Source organism: Streptomyces sp. NPDC060064 (assembly GCF_042736455.1).
In the GTDB taxonomy this organism is placed as follows: domain Bacteria; phylum Actinomycetota; class Actinomycetes; order Streptomycetales; family Streptomycetaceae; genus Streptomyces.
The window spans coordinates 164,879-177,926 of sequence record NZ_JBHWWF010000003.1; the positions used below are offsets into that span (position 1 = coordinate 164,879).

Consider the following 13,048-nt stretch of genomic DNA (forward strand, 5'->3'; position numbering starts at 1 on the left):
CCGCCTGGGCGGCCGGACCAGGATGGGCCGCCCAAAGGAGTCGAATCCGTGACATTGGCGACGGCAACGCCGCGGTCCAGCAAGCCGCGGTCCCAGAATGCGCGGTCCAGGAAGCAGCCGGACCACGGGGCCTGGTTCCTGGTGCTGCCTGCCCTGATCCCGATTCTGGTGCTCAGCGTCGGGCCGCTGCTCTACGGCATATCGCTCGCCTTCACCGATTCCCAGGCGGGCCGCACCGAGCCCACCCAGTGGATCGGGACGCTGAACTTCCAGGACCTGCTTCACGACACGCTCTTCTGGGACTCGTTCAGGATCGGTCTGCTCTGGGCGATCGGCGTGACGGTCCCACAGTTCCTGCTCGCGCTCGGTCTCGCTCTCCTGCTCAACCAGAACCTCCGCTTCCGCTGGCTGGCGCGCGCCCTGGCGATCATCCCCTGGGCCATGCCCGAGGTCGTCGTCGGCATCATGTGGCGGCTCGTATACAACCCCGACGCGGGCATCCTGAACGAGACCATCCGTGACCTCGGGCTCGGAGACGGACGGGACTGGCTGACCGGACTCGCCACCGCGCTGCCCGCCGTGATCGTCGTCGGGATCTGGGCAGGCATGCCGCAGACCACCGTCGCGCTGCTCGCCGGACTTCAGAACACCCCGCACGAGCTCCACGAGGCCGCCGCGCTCGACGGCGCCGGTGCCTGGCGCCGGTTCCGTACCGTCACCTGGCCCGCTCTCAAACCCGTCGCGCTGGCCATCACCGCGCTCAACCTCATCTGGAACTTCAACTCCTTCGCCCTGGTGTACGTGCTCACCACCGGCGGACCCGGCGGCCGCACCCGCCTTCCCATGCTCTTCGCCTACGAAGAGGCCTTCCGCTACGGCCAGTTCGGCTACGCCGCCGCGATGGGCTGCGTCATGGTCGCGGTGATCTCGGTGATGCTCGCGCTCTACCTCGTAGGACGGCTCAAGGAAGGGGCGGAGCAGTGACAACGCTGCGCACCAGCAGGTCCGGCCGCGCCGGCCAGTACGTGGCGCTCCTCGGCTACCTCGTCTTCCTCGGGTTCCCTTTCCTCTGGCTGATCTCCACCGCCTTCAAACCGCCGCGCGAACTGGGCTCGCTGCACCCCACCTGGATTCCGAACGACCCCACCCTCGACAACTTCCGGCAGGCCTTCGACGAGCAGCCGCTCCTCCGGGCCGCCGGCAACAGCCTGATCGCGGCCCTGTCCGCCGCGCTGATCGCCGTCGTGATCGCGACGCCCATGGCCTACGCCATGGCCCGTAACCGCAACAGGCTCTCCGCCGCAGCCACCGGCTGGGTCGTGGTCAGTCAGGCGTTCCCGTTCGTCCTGGTGATCATTCCGCTGTTCCTGATCCTGAAGAACCTGCATCTGATCAACACGCTGTTCGGTCTGATCATGGTGTACGTCGTCTGGTCGCTGCCGTTCGCGCTCTGGATGCTGGTCGGGTACGTACGGGCCGTGCCGCGCGAACTGGAGGAGGCGGCGTCCGTCGACGGCGCGGGCAAGCTCCGCACGCTCGTCTCGGTCACCGCCCCGCTGCTCGCGCCCGGCATCGTCGCCACCGCGCTGTTCGCCTTCATCACCGCATGGAACGAGTTCTTCTTCGCGCTCGTCCTGCTCAAGACCCCGGAGAAGCAGACCTTGCCGGTCGTCCTCACGCACTTCCTCGGCGCGGAGGGCGTCGCGGATCTCGGGCCGCTTGCCGCTGCCGCGTTCCTCGCGACGATTCCCTCGCTCGTCATCTTCGCGATCATCCAGAAGCGGATCACGGGCGGGATGCTGACGGGGGCGGTGAAGAGCTGATGCGGAGAGTCGCGGCCGCGGCCGTCGTGTGCGCGCTACTGCTGACCGGCTGCTCCGCCGACGGCGGAGCCGACAGCGGAAGGATCAGGCTCCGATTCCAGTCCCTGGCCTGGCAGGAGGAGTCCGTCGACGCCAACAAGGACCTGGTGAAGGAGTGGAACACGAGCCACCCCGACGTCCAGGTGGAGTACGTCCAGGGCAGCTGGGACAGCGTCCATGACCAGCTGCTGACCTCTTTCGAGGGCGGCGAGGCGCCGGACATCATCCATGACGCCTCCGACGACCTCGCCGACTTCGCGTACGGCGGCTACCTCGCCGATCTGAGTGGGCTGCTGCCGGAGCGCCTCACGTCGGACATCCCGCGGCAGAGTTGGGAGACGGCGACCTTCGACAAGGGGGTCTACGGCGTGCCCTTTCTCCAGGAACCGCGCGTTCTCATCGCCAACAAGGAGATCCTCGACTCCTCAGGGGTCCGCATTCCGACGGCCGGGAAGCCGTGGAGCTGGGAGGAGTTCCGCCAGGTCACCAAGACGCTCACGGAGAAGATGGGGGAGGGGAAGTACGGTGTCGCCTGGCCGCTCAAGGAGCCGGTCTCGGCCACTCTCAACCTCTCCCTCTCCACCGGCGGTCAGGTCTTCCGCCGTGGCGCGGACGGCAAGGTCGAGGTCCGCTTCGACGCGGCCGACCAGGTGGTGCCCCGCACCATCAACGCACAGGTCAACACCGACGGGAGCGCATCGCGCACCACTCTCGGCTCGGGCGGCTCCGACACCCTGCCCGGCTTCTTCGGCGGCAAGTACGCGATGGTCCCGCTCGGCTTCTCCTACCGCCAGCAGATCGTCCAGCAGGCGCCGAAGGGCTTCGAGTGGCAGGTGCTGCCCGCCCCTGCGGGAGCCGGTGGCCTCACCCAGGGCGTGAGCCCGCAGACCCTCTCTGTCGCCGAGGACAGCCCGCACAAGAAGGAGGCGGCCGAGTTCATCGACTTCATGCTCCAGCCGCGGAACATGGTGCGGCTGGCGAAGGGCGACTGGATGCTGCCGACGGGTACGAAGGCACTGGCTGACCCGGCCCTGCACACCGAGAAGGAGGGCTGGTCCACGGGCGCCGCGCTCGCGCGGGATCTGCGCTCAGCGCCGGCCCAGTCGGTGCGGGGCTACCCGGAGTGGAAGGACAAGGTCGCGACGCCGGCGCTGCAGGAGTACTACAGCGGCGCGATCGACGCGGCCGAGCTGGAGAATCGCCTCGTCCACGACGGCAACCTGGTGCTGTCCCGCTACCAACGCTGACGCCCGGGGGTGCGGGCCCGTTTTGTCCCCCACCCCGCCCCTTCCCGAAACTGGGGGTCCCCCCAGGCCCCCTGTTGAGGGAGCTGACGCCCCCACACCCCGGAGCGGCAGCTTCGCGCCGCAGAACGCAGGCAGGGGGAGGGGCGTTGGGGACCGGATCCCCCACACCCGCTTGCGGCAGCTTCGTGCCGCGGCCGCAGGCAGAGGGTCCCACTCCGAGTGGGAGGACGTTGGGGGCTGACGCCCCGACACCCCCGGTGCGGCGGCTTCGCGTCGCAGACCACAGACTCCGGGGGGTCGCCCCGACCGGCGGCTTCGTGCCGCGAACGCGGGGACGAAGCCCCAACGCCGACAAGTGCGGCGCCCGAGAGTGCCGGGGACGCATCCCTGGCAGGGGGACGCGCAGGGGTCGTGTTCTGGACGTAAAGCGTCGCAACTCGCGCGAAGCGCGGTGAGGAAAGCAGTCCAGGACACGAGCCCCGGAGCGGACCCCGGACGGCCACCGACACAAGACCGGGCACGCCCAAGCACCCAGGCCCCGCACCCCGCCAGGGCCCGGCACCCACAAGGGAACCGCACCCGCAAAGGGCAGCACCGCGCAAGGGACCCGCACCCGCAAGGGGTCCGCACCGCGCCAGGAACCCCGCACCGCGCCAGGAACCCCGCACCCCGCCAGGAACCCCGCACCCCGCCAGGGACCCGCACCCCGCCAGGGCCCCGCACCCCGCCAGGGCCCCGCACCCCGCAAAACACCCGCGGCCCGGGAGCGCGCGCTCCCGGGCCGCGGGGGGCATCAACCCGCCTCAGACGCGGGCCGGTTCCGGTCGGTCGTCGTCGTGGCGCGGCGTCCCCGCCGGCGCCCCAACCGGCGCCACCGCCGACTCGTCATGCGTCAGATCCGGCAGCCACCGCAGCCACTTCGGGAAGTACCAGTTCCGGTCACCCAGCAGCGCCATGATCGCCGGGAGCAGCACCCCGCGGATGACCGTCGCGTCGATCAGAACCGCCGCCGCGAGGCCGACGCCCATCTGCTTCATCGACTGCATCGACAGCGTGCCGAAGATCGCGAACACCGCAACCATGATGACCGCCGCGCTCGTCACCACGCCCGCAGTCGTCACCACGCCATGGGTGATCGCCTCCCGCGTACCACGCCCCTGCATTTTCGCCTCGCGGATCCGGGACACCACGAACACGTGGTAGTCCATCGAGAGTCCGAAAAGGATCACGAAGAGGAACAGCGGCAGCCACGTGATGATGGCGCCCACGCCCTCCGCGCCGACCAGCGACGCACCCCAGCCGTGCTGGAAGACCGCGGTGAGGATGCCGTACGCCGCGCCGACCGACAGCAGGTTGAGCACGATCGAGGTGATCGCGATCGTCAGCGACCGGAACGACAGCAGCATCAGGATGAAGGCGAACACCACCACAAAGGCGAAGACGGGTGTCACGGCCCCGGCGAGCTGGTCGTTGAAGTCCTTCGAGCCCGCGACCTGACCGCTGATCGGCGCCTGGAGGCCGTCGATCTTGCCGAGTGTCGCCGGGCGGACCTCCTTGCGCAGGATGTCCAGGCTCTTCTCCGCCTTGTCCTGGTCGGAGCCACCCACCAGCGGAACGTATACGAATGCCAGGTTCTGCGCGTCGTGCCGGACCACCTCGATGGGCCCCCGGGACGCGCCCGAACTCACCGCCTGCTTACGGAAGTCGTCGATCGCCTGCTTCACCGGCGTAGCGTTGATGTCGTCCGCCTTGACGATGACTTCCGCCGGGTCCGCACCGCCCGGGAACGCCTCGTTGATCCGCACGTATGTCGCCACGATCGGTACCGAGTCGCCGAACTCCTGGTCCAGCGTGAGGTTCTGCGTCTTCATGCCGAGCGCGGGCAGAGCGATGGCGACCAGCGCTCCCGCGGCCACCACCAGCGACACCGCGGGACGCTTCAGTACGCCGCCGAGGACCCGGTTCCACACCCGGCTGCCGCTGTTCGTGCCGTTCACGCCGCGCTTCATGCGGCCGAGGAAGGGGATCCGCCCCTTCTCCACCCGCTCGCCGAGCAGCGAGAGCAGCGCCGGCAGCACCGTCACCGAGCCGACCATCGCCACGGCCACCACGATCAGCGAGGCCAGGCCCATCGACTCGAACGTGCCGATGCCGGTGAAGAGCATGCCGGCCATCGCGACGCACACCGTCACGCCGGAGACGATGACGGCCCGGCCACTGGTCGCCGCGGCGATCTGCATCGCCGTGTGCGCGTCGTGTCCTGCGGCCCGCTCCTCGCGCTCGCGCCGCAGATAGAACAGGCAGTAGTCGACGCCGACCGCCAGACCCACCAGCAGCATCACGGAGCTTGCGCTGTCGCTCATCGGCTGGAAGTGGCTGACGACGCCCATCAGCCCCATCGTCGCCATGATCGCGGTGATGGCCAGAGCTACCGGCAGCAGTGCGGCCACCAGCGCGCCGAAGGCGATCAGCAGAATGCCGAGCGCGACCGGCACCGCCGAGAGCTCCGCCTGCTGGAAGTCGTCGCCGAACGCGTCGTCGAAGGTCTTTCGCATGCTGGCGCCGCCGATCTCCTCGATCCGCAGCTCCTTGTGCCCGTCCTGGACCGTGGCAACGGCCTTGAGTACCGGCTCGATCCGGTCACCGGCCGTCTCAGGGTCCCCGCGCACATCGAACTGGACGAGCGCGCTGCGTCCGTCCTTCGAGATGCTCTTGGTGTCGTACGGAGACGTCACCGCCGTGACCGCGCCCGTGTCGCCGACCGCCTTCATCACCTCGTCGACGGCCTTGCGGAATCCCGCGTCGGTAGCCTTCACCGAGCCGTTGCGCGCCTGGACGAGCACCGTCTCGCCGGCCGGCTCCTCGACGCCCGCCTCCGCTGTGATCTTCGCGGCCTGGGTGGTCTCACCCTTCAGCTGTTCGCTGTCCTTGAGCTTGACGGTGCCCGCTGCCGAGCCGGCCGCCATGGCGAGAATGACGAACAACACCCAGATTCCCACTGCCGCCCAGCGGTGTCGCGCGCTCCAGCCGCCGGCCCGCGCGGCGATTCCGCGCGGACCTCTTCCTGCTTTCCCCATGACGGTCCTGCCCCCCTCGAAATGACGTCGGCGCCTCGCCGTTGTCTCCGCTTCGAAGTTAAGGGCACATTCAGGCCGTCTCCTCCACCTCGCCGGTGACCCGGCGAGGTGGTTCTCTCCTCCTTTCGGACCGGTCGGATCCCCGACAAGAAGGATCGAAGCCCCTTACATCTAAAGGGGGTTGGGGGTGAAGTCCGACTTGTGAGGCCCTGGCCGATTCATTATTACGAAACCTTGTTGAGTAAGTCACAGCTGTATGAAGGTCTTGATCTGGGCGCGTCAATCGGTCAGGGTTTCGAATCAGCCCCCGGAGATTTTCCGTCCGAAGGGCAATCCCCCCACAAATGATGACGAGGAGCCCCCTCTTCATGGCAACTCACAAGCGCGCGAGCAGGATCAAGCTCACCGCGGCGATAACCGCCGTGGCTGCCGCAGCCGGAGTGACCGTACTCAACACCTCGTTCGCCGGCGCGGCGCCCTCCCCACAGGGCACCATCTACGGTGCGAATGCCGCAGGCGCGATCGACGGCAGCTACATCGTGATGCTGGACAAGAAGGCCGACAAGCAGGACCTGGCCAAGGAGTACGGCGGCAAGCTGCAGCGCAACTACAGCTCCGCCATCAACGGCTTCTCCGCCAGCGGCCTCACGGAGACCGAGGCCAAGCGCCTCGCCGCCGACCCGTCCGTCGCCAAGGTCGTCCAGAACAAGAAGTTCTCGATCAACGCGACCCAGGACAATCCGCCGTCCTGGGGCATCGACCGGATCGACCAGGCCGACACGGCCGGCGACAAGAAGTACACCTACCCGGACAGCGCGGGCGAGGGTGTGACGGCGTACGTCATCGACACCGGAGTCCGTATCACCCACAAGGACTTCGCGGGTCGCGCCACGCACGGCTTCGACGCCGTGGACAACGACGACTCCGCCGACGACGGCAACGGCCACGGCACCCATGTCGCCGGCACCATCGCCGGCGCCACCTACGGTGTCGCCAAGAAGGCGAAGGTCGTCGCCGTCCGTGTCCTCGACAACAACGGCTCCGGTACGACGGAGCAGGTCGTCGCGGGTATCGACTGGGTCACCAAGAACCACAAGGGCCCGTCCGTCGCCAACATGAGCCTCGGCGGCGGCGCCGACGAAGCGCTCGACGAGGCTGTCCGCAAGGCGATCGCCTCCGGCGTCACCTTCGCCGTCGCGGCCGGCAACGAGTCCGCCGACGCGAGCCAGGGCTCCCCGGCGCGCGTGAAGGAAGCGATCACCGTCGCCTCCTCCACCAAGGAGGACCAGCAGTCGGACTTCTCCAACTTCGGCGCGGTCGTGGACATCTACGCCCCGGGCTCGGACATCACCTCGTCGTGGAACGACAGCGACGAGGGTACGAAGACCATCTCCGGCACCTCGATGGCGACCCCGCATGTGGTCGGCGCCGCGGCGGTCTACCTCGGCGGTCACAAGGACGCCACCCCGGAGCAGGTCGCCAAGGCCCTGACCGACGGCGCCACGCCCGACAAGATCTCCAACCCCAGCGCGGGCACGCCCAACAAGCTGCTGAAGGTCGTCGAGTAGCCGACGGAGTCCATCGCTGAACCGGCGGTCGCCGTGCCCTCCCCCACGGGGCGCGGCGGCCGCCTTATTGTGTGGCGATGACCATGAGGTATGCGGCCCTGCTGCGCGGGATCAATGTGGGTGGGCACAGGAAGGTGCCCATGGTGGAACTCCGTGAACTGCTCGCGGAACTGGGGCACGGCGACGTCGCCACGTATCTGCAGAGCGGCAACGCCGTCTTCACCAGCGACTCGGACGACGAGAAGGCACTCGGCGCCTCTCTGGAGCGGGCCATCGAGAAGCGCTTCGGCTTCGGCGTCGACTGCCTGGTGCGCAGCGGTACGTATCTGAAGGCGGTCGCCGACGCGTGCCCCTTTCCCGCCGCCTCGCTCGAGGGCAGGCAACTGCACGTCACCTACTTCTCGGAGCGTGTCGGCCCCGAGCGGCTCGCCCCCATCAACGTATCGGCGCATCTGCCGGAGGAGTTCCGGCTCGGCGACCGGGTGCTGTATCTCTATGCCCCGAACGGCCTCGGCCGCTCCAAGCTGGCCGAAGCGCTCGCGAAACCGAGCCTGTTCAAGGGCATCGTCGCTACCAGCCGTAACTGGAACACCGTCCGCAAACTGGTGGAGCTGACCCGTGACTGATCTCACCAAGGCCGTCCATGGAGCCATGGAGGCGGAATTCCGTCTTCTCGACCCGATGGTGCGCTCCTCGCCCCAGCTGCTTGCCGATCTGTTCCACCCGGAGTACCTGGAGTTCGGCACCTCGGGCAGGCGCTGGGACCGGGCGTCGATTCTCGCCACCCTCATGGCGCGGGACGTGCCCGCGCCGCGGCCCATCACCACCTCGGAGATGAAGGGTGTACAGCTCGCACCGGACGTGGTGCATCTGACCTTCGACACGGAGTCGGGCGCTCACCGTGCCCACCGCAGTTCGCTGTGGCGCCTGACCAGTGGCAACTGGCTTCTCTACTTCCACCAGGGCACGCGGGCTCAGTGATGAAGGAGCAGGTCACCGGAGGGTCGGTCACCGAGGGGCCGGTCACCGAAGGGCTGTCAGATCCGCCTCTGTGAGCCGGATCGTGGCCGCGTCCAGGTTCTCCTCCAGATGCGCGAGCGATCCGGTACCCGGCGTCGGACACAGCACCGGGGAGCGGTACAGCAGCCAGGCAAGGGCGATTTGGCCCCTGCTCGCGCCATGGCGTGCGGCGACCGTGTCGAGCGCGGCGGCGGTCCCGCCGGTCAGGGCTCCATTGGCGAGCGGGAACCACGGCAGGAAGGCGAGACCGTTCGTCTCGCACACCTCGAGCACCGCCTCCGACTCCCGGTCGATGAGATTGAAGCGGTTCTGCACCGAGGCGATCGGCGCGAGGGCCAGCGCTTTTCTCAGCTGACCGGCGGTGACCGTGTCCAGACCGATGTGCCCGATCTTGCCCTCGGCCCTCAACTCCTCGAGCGCGCCCAGTTGTTCGGCGAGCGGCACCTCCGGGTCCAGCCGGTGCAGCTGGTACAGGCCGATCGTCTCCGTACGCAGCCGGCGCAGACTCGCCTCGCACATCGCGCGCAACTGCTCGGGCCGTCCCGCGATGTGCCAGGCACTGTCGCTCGTACGCACCACCCCGCCCTTCGTCGCGAGGACCAGGTCGGCCGGATACGGGTGCAGCGCCTCGGCGACCAGCTCCTCGGCAAGGTGCGGGCCGTAGTTGTCGGCGGTGTCGATGAGCGTGACGCCCCGCTCGACCGCCCGCCGCAGCACCGCGAGGGCGTCCGCGCGCTCACCGCGCGGCCCCCAGTACCCCCGGCCGGCGAGCTGTGCGGTGCCGTAGCCGAGTCGGCGTACGGTCCGCTCCCCGCCGAGCCGGAAAGTATCCACGATCATGGCTGGACCGTACCCGAATGTGCGAGCCTCGTACGTATGCGCTACATCATCATCGGGGCAGGGGCGATCGGCGGCACCATCGGCGGACGGCTTGCCGGGGCGGGGCACGAGGTGGTGCTCGTCGCACGCGGCGCGCACTTCGAGGCGCTGCGGACGAACGGACTGCGGCAAGAGGCGGCCCGGCTCTTCGACAGCTTCCGTGTCATCGCCGGCTTTCCGGACTTCTTCGAGCTCAAGCGCACCCGCACCGGCAGCCTCGCCTTCGACTGAGCCAGGGCCGCGCGGGGCTGTCCGGCGGCGTCGCGTTTGTTCAAGACCCGGCCCCGCGACCGAAAATAGTGTGCTGTGCATGGACAAGGACACCGTGTACCCGTACCTGACCGAGTGCGCCACCGAAGCCGCCCGTATCGCCCGCGGCGTCAGCGCCGACCGGCTGTCCGCACCGACGCCCTGCAAGGAGTGGGACGTCCGCGGACTCGTCAACCATCTCGTCCTCTACTCCTCGCACGGCCTCGAGCACCGTGCGCTGCGCAAGCAGCTGCCCGAGGAGCTCACCGGCCGCGACTTCACCACCGAGGCCGACTGGGCGGAGCAGTACGCGGCTCAGCTGGACCGCGCCATTGCCGCCTGGTCGGATCCGGCCGTCTGGGAGGGCGAGGTGGACCTCGGTTTCGCCGCGATGCCCGCGCCCGAGATCGCCTCGCTGATCACCAAGGAACTGGCCGTCCACGGCTGGGACCTGGCACGCGCGACCGGGCAGGACCACCGGATCTCGGAGGCGGCCGCGGCGCTGATCCTGACCGTCGTCGACGAGCACGCCGAGGTCTACCGCCAGTACGACGGCTTCGCCGACCCCGTACCGCAGCCGGACGAGGCCCCGGCCTTCGAGCGGGCGCTGGCCGACAGCGGCCGCGACCCGCGGTGGGCTTGATGGCCGGCCCGTCCGGCGATCGGGGACAGCGCGGCCATGTTCACGCGGTGACCGCCAGCGGCCGGTCGACCCGTACCGCGTCGTAGCGCCGGAGCAGCAGCCGCGCCAGCTCCGGCGCGGCGCCCAGGACATCGGCGATCACGTCCGCATCCTCGGCCCCGCGGGCGATGCGGTCCGGGAGAAAGCCCGGAGCGATGACATACGGAGCCACCGCCACCTGCCGTACGCCCTCCGCCCGGAGCTCGCGCACCGCGTCCTCGGTGCGCGGAAGAGATGCGGAGGCGAACGCAGGCCGCACGGCGCACCAACCGGTGTGCCGCAGCTCCCGCGCGATTTCAGCGATCACTGCGATCGCCTCCGGGTCTGTGGAGCCCGCCGAGGCCAGAACCAGCCCCGTCGAGCGCTTCTGGGACGGGTCGAGCCCGGCCTCGTACAGCCGCCGCTCCAGGGCGCAGAGGAGCAGCGGGGACGGACCGAGGACGTCGGCCTGACGGATCCGCAGGCGCGGCAGCCGCGCCGAAGCCTCGTGCAGTACGGCGGGGATGTCGGCCTTCGCGTGGAAGGCGCGCGTCAGCAGCAGCGGGAGCGCGACCACATCCTCGACGCCCTCGGCCGCCAGCCGCTCCAGCACCCTGGGGACGGTTGGGGCGTTGAAGTCGAGGAAGCCCGTCTCCACGCGCAGCCCCGGCCGCAGCGAACGGGCACGCTCCACCAGGGCGTGCACGGTCGCCGCGTGCCGCGGGTCGCGGCTGCCGTGGGCGATGACGAGGAGGACAGGACGGTGCATGGCGGAGCTCAGTTCTTCACAAGGAGACCGCGGCTGCGCAGCACCCACCGCTCCAGCGGACTGAAGATCAGCAGGTCGATCGCGATACCGACGATCAGGATCAGAATGATGGCGAGGAAGACTCCGGGCATATCGGCGTTGTTGCGGCCGTTCTCGAGCAACTGACCGAGGCCCAGGCCCAGTTCGGGCGAGGAGGCGATGATCTCCGCGGCCATCAGCGAACGCCAGGAGAACGCCCAGCCCTGCTTGAGCCCCGCCACATAGCCGGGCAGCGCGGCCGGCAGCACTATGTGCCACGTTCCGCGCAGCCCGGTCGCGCCGAGCGTGCGACCGGCCCGCAGGAACAGCGGCGGCACCTGGTCGACACCGGACACCAGTCCGTTGGCGATGGACGGCACGGCGCCCAGCAGGATCACCGCGTACATCATCGACGGTTCGAGGCCGAGCCAGATGACGGCCGGCGGCACCCAGGCGACCGACGGGAGCGACTGCAGCCCGGACAGGATCGGACCGATCGCCGCCCGTACGAACTTCACCCGGGCGACCAGCAGCCCCAGCGGCGTACCGATGGCGAGCGCCATCAGGAAGCCCAGCAGACCGCGCGAGACGCTGGTCCACACGACCTCGAGCAGTGTGCCCTCCAGCCACATCTGGGACACGCTGTCCCACACCGCGGACGGCGCGGGCAGCTTGTACTCCTCGGTGACCTTCGCCCAGACCAGCACCTGCCACACCACGATCACCAGCGCGACGGCGATCAGCGGCGGCAGGACCTTCTTCAGCAGCACCTCGCGTACGGGCGTGCGGTTGACCTGCACCGCGTCGAGTGCGTCGAGGCCGGCTTCCAGACCGGCGAGATCGTCGGCCTTCGCCACCTTCGGGGTGGTGTCAGTGCTGGCCATGTCGGCGGATCTCCCCACGAAGTTCTTCGGTGATCTCGACGGACAGCTCCGCCACAGCGGCATCCTCGATACGGCGCGGCTGCTCGATGTCGACCGTCCACTCCCGGGCGATCCGGCCCGGACGCGATGACAGCAGCACCACCCGCTCCGCCAGCCGCACCGCCTCACGGACGTTGTGCGTGACGAAGAGAACCGAGACGTTCGTCTCGCGCCAGATCCGGGTCAGCTCGTTGTGCAGCACGTCCCGTGTGATGGCATCCAGCGCCGCGAACGGCTCGTCCATCAGCAGCAGTTGGCTGTCCTGCGCCAGGGCCCGCGCCATCGCGACGCGCTGTCGCATACCACCCGACAGCTCGTGCACCCGCTTGTCGTACGAACCCTGGAGGCGTACGAGATCGAGCAGCCGCTCCGCCTCGATGCGCCGCTCACCCTTGGGCACGCCGCGCAGCCGCAGCGCCAGTTCGATGTTCTTGCCCGCGGTCAGCCACGGGAACAGCGCATGCTCCTGGAACATCAGGGCGGGCCGCCCGCCGGGGGTCTCGATGGACCCCGCGGTCGGACGGTCGAGCCCCGCCACCAGATTGAGCAGCGTCGACTTTCCGCACCCGGAGGCTCCCAGGAGGGTGACGAACTCACCCGGAGCGACATCGAGACTGATGTCGTCCAGCACGAGCTGCTGCCCGGAAGGTCCGGCGAAGGACTTCGAGACATGCTCGAGACGGGCGGCGGGCAGGTCCGTCGCACGGTCCTCGGCCTGGGCCTTGTCCTTGGTGAGGGTCTGGGCCATGGTCGTCACCTCCTGGGAGTGAACGGG

At 69.2% G+C, this 13,048-nt stretch carries 12 protein-coding genes and 2 pseudogenes; 9 read left to right on the forward strand and 5 right to left on the reverse strand.

What is annotated here, in order from left to right:
• Positions 1–48 precede the first annotated feature (48 nt).
• From ACFWDI_RS05020 to ACFWDI_RS05030, 3 genes are read left to right on the forward strand one after another with little or no spacing between them, the layout of a single operon-like run.
• Positions 49–984 carry a carbohydrate ABC transporter permease gene (locus ACFWDI_RS05020; RefSeq protein WP_385301389.1) on the forward strand — a complete coding sequence of 312 codons (936 nt, stop codon included), beginning with the start codon at positions 49–51 and terminating at the stop codon, positions 982–984.
• Positions 981–1,823, forward strand: coding sequence for a carbohydrate ABC transporter permease (locus tag ACFWDI_RS05025; RefSeq protein ID WP_385301390.1), 843 nt, complete (start codon positions 981–983; stop codon positions 1,821–1,823). The genes ACFWDI_RS05020 and ACFWDI_RS05025 overlap by 4 nt, the downstream gene beginning before the upstream one ends.
• A complete protein-coding gene (locus ACFWDI_RS05030; RefSeq protein ID WP_385301391.1) occupies positions 1,823–3,109 on the forward strand; it encodes an extracellular solute-binding protein in 1,287 nt (428 codons plus the stop codon). The genes ACFWDI_RS05025 and ACFWDI_RS05030 overlap by 1 nt, the downstream gene beginning before the upstream one ends.
• Positions 3,110–3,912: 803 nt before the next feature.
• Here ACFWDI_RS05030 and ACFWDI_RS05035 read toward each other — a convergent pair.
• Positions 3,913–6,186, reverse strand: coding sequence for an MMPL family transporter (locus ACFWDI_RS05035; protein ID WP_385301392.1), 2,274 nt, complete (start codon positions 6,184–6,186; stop codon positions 3,913–3,915).
• A gap of 368 nt (positions 6,187–6,554) precedes the next feature.
• Between ACFWDI_RS05035 and ACFWDI_RS05040 the strand changes: the two genes are divergently transcribed.
• The 3 genes from ACFWDI_RS05040 (at position 6,555) to ACFWDI_RS05050 (ending at position 8,735) form a co-directional block, all read left to right on the forward strand.
• Positions 6,555–7,754: a S8 family peptidase gene (locus ACFWDI_RS05040; RefSeq protein ID WP_385301393.1), complete on the forward strand. Its 1,200-nt coding sequence runs from the start codon at positions 6,555–6,557 to the stop codon at positions 7,752–7,754.
• A 77-nt stretch (positions 7,755–7,831) separates the two neighbouring features.
• Entirely contained in the window at positions 7,832–8,380 is a 549-nt protein-coding gene (locus ACFWDI_RS05045) for a DUF1697 domain-containing protein (protein WP_385301395.1), read from the forward strand.
• Complete coding sequence (locus ACFWDI_RS05050) at positions 8,373–8,735, forward strand: DUF4440 domain-containing protein (RefSeq protein ID WP_385301396.1); 363 nt, start codon at positions 8,373–8,375, stop codon at positions 8,733–8,735. Before ACFWDI_RS05045 ends, ACFWDI_RS05050 begins: the two co-directional genes overlap by 8 nt.
• A gap of 42 nt (positions 8,736–8,777) precedes the next feature.
• On the opposite strand, the gene ACFWDI_RS05055 is transcribed toward ACFWDI_RS05050, so the two are convergent.
• Positions 8,778–9,614 (reverse strand): aldo/keto reductase, encoded by an 837-nt coding sequence (locus ACFWDI_RS05055; protein WP_385301397.1) that lies wholly within the window; start codon positions 9,612–9,614, stop codon positions 8,778–8,780.
• Positions 9,615–9,650: 36 nt separating this feature from the next.
• Between ACFWDI_RS05055 and ACFWDI_RS05060 the strand changes: the two are divergent.
• The 3 genes and pseudogenes from ACFWDI_RS05060 to ACFWDI_RS05070 all read left to right on the forward strand — a co-directional run.
• Positions 9,651–9,782: pseudogene (locus ACFWDI_RS05060) on the forward strand (2-dehydropantoate 2-reductase N-terminal domain-containing protein); the annotation flags it as partial.
• A 3-nt stretch (positions 9,783–9,785) separates the two neighbouring features.
• Positions 9,786–9,884, forward strand: a pseudogene (locus tag ACFWDI_RS05065) (disulfide bond formation protein DsbA); the annotation flags it as partial.
• 79 nt (positions 9,885–9,963) lie between these two features.
• Positions 9,964–10,545, forward strand: a complete 582-nt coding sequence (locus tag ACFWDI_RS05070) for a TIGR03086 family metal-binding protein (RefSeq protein WP_385301398.1) — start codon at positions 9,964–9,966, stop codon at positions 10,543–10,545.
• A 40-nt stretch (positions 10,546–10,585) separates the two neighbouring features.
• Here the strand turns inward: ACFWDI_RS05070 and ACFWDI_RS05075 are convergent, their stop codons facing one another.
• The 3 genes from ACFWDI_RS05075 to ACFWDI_RS05085 are packed head-to-tail and all read right to left on the reverse strand — an operon-like array spanning position 10,586 to position 13,021.
• Positions 10,586–11,332: a sirohydrochlorin chelatase gene (locus ACFWDI_RS05075; RefSeq protein WP_385301400.1), complete on the reverse strand. Its 747-nt coding sequence runs from the start codon at positions 11,330–11,332 to the stop codon at positions 10,586–10,588.
• 8 nt (positions 11,333–11,340) lie between these two features.
• Positions 11,341–12,234 carry an ABC transporter permease gene (locus tag ACFWDI_RS05080; RefSeq protein WP_362677222.1) on the reverse strand — a complete coding sequence of 298 codons (894 nt, stop codon included), beginning with the start codon at positions 12,232–12,234 and terminating at the stop codon, positions 11,341–11,343.
• Positions 12,221–13,021 (reverse strand): ABC transporter ATP-binding protein, encoded by an 801-nt coding sequence (locus ACFWDI_RS05085; protein WP_385301402.1) that lies wholly within the window; start codon positions 13,019–13,021, stop codon positions 12,221–12,223. The genes ACFWDI_RS05080 and ACFWDI_RS05085 overlap by 14 nt, the downstream gene beginning before the upstream one ends.
• Positions 13,022–13,048: the final 27 nt, after the last annotated feature.

What these genes read in the sequence shown, in the direction of transcription:
- ACFWDI_RS05070 (WP_385301398.1), top strand. Translation starts at nt 9,964, where the DNA reads ATGGACAAGGACACCGTGTACCCGTACCTGACCGAGTGCGCCACCGAA.
- ACFWDI_RS05085 (WP_385301402.1), bottom strand. Translation starts at nt 13,021, where the DNA reads ATGGCCCAGACCCTCACCAAGGACAAGGCCCAGGCCGAGGACCGTGCG.
- ACFWDI_RS05030 (WP_385301391.1), top strand. Translation starts at nt 1,823, where the DNA reads ATGCGGAGAGTCGCGGCCGCGGCCGTCGTGTGCGCGCTACTGCTGACC.
- ACFWDI_RS05075 (WP_385301400.1), bottom strand. Translation starts at nt 11,332, where the DNA reads ATGCACCGTCCTGTCCTCCTCGTCATCGCCCACGGCAGCCGCGACCCG.
- ACFWDI_RS05080 (WP_362677222.1), bottom strand. Translation starts at nt 12,234, where the DNA reads ATGGCCAGCACTGACACCACCCCGAAGGTGGCGAAGGCCGACGATCTC.
- ACFWDI_RS05055 (WP_385301397.1), bottom strand. Translation starts at nt 9,614, where the DNA reads ATGATCGTGGATACTTTCCGGCTCGGCGGGGAGCGGACCGTACGCCGA.
- ACFWDI_RS05045 (WP_385301395.1), top strand. Translation starts at nt 7,832, where the DNA reads ATGACCATGAGGTATGCGGCCCTGCTGCGCGGGATCAATGTGGGTGGG.
- ACFWDI_RS05040 (WP_385301393.1), top strand. Translation starts at nt 6,555, where the DNA reads ATGGCAACTCACAAGCGCGCGAGCAGGATCAAGCTCACCGCGGCGATA.
- ACFWDI_RS05035 (WP_385301392.1), bottom strand. Translation starts at nt 6,186, where the DNA reads ATGGGGAAAGCAGGAAGAGGTCCGCGCGGAATCGCCGCGCGGGCCGGC.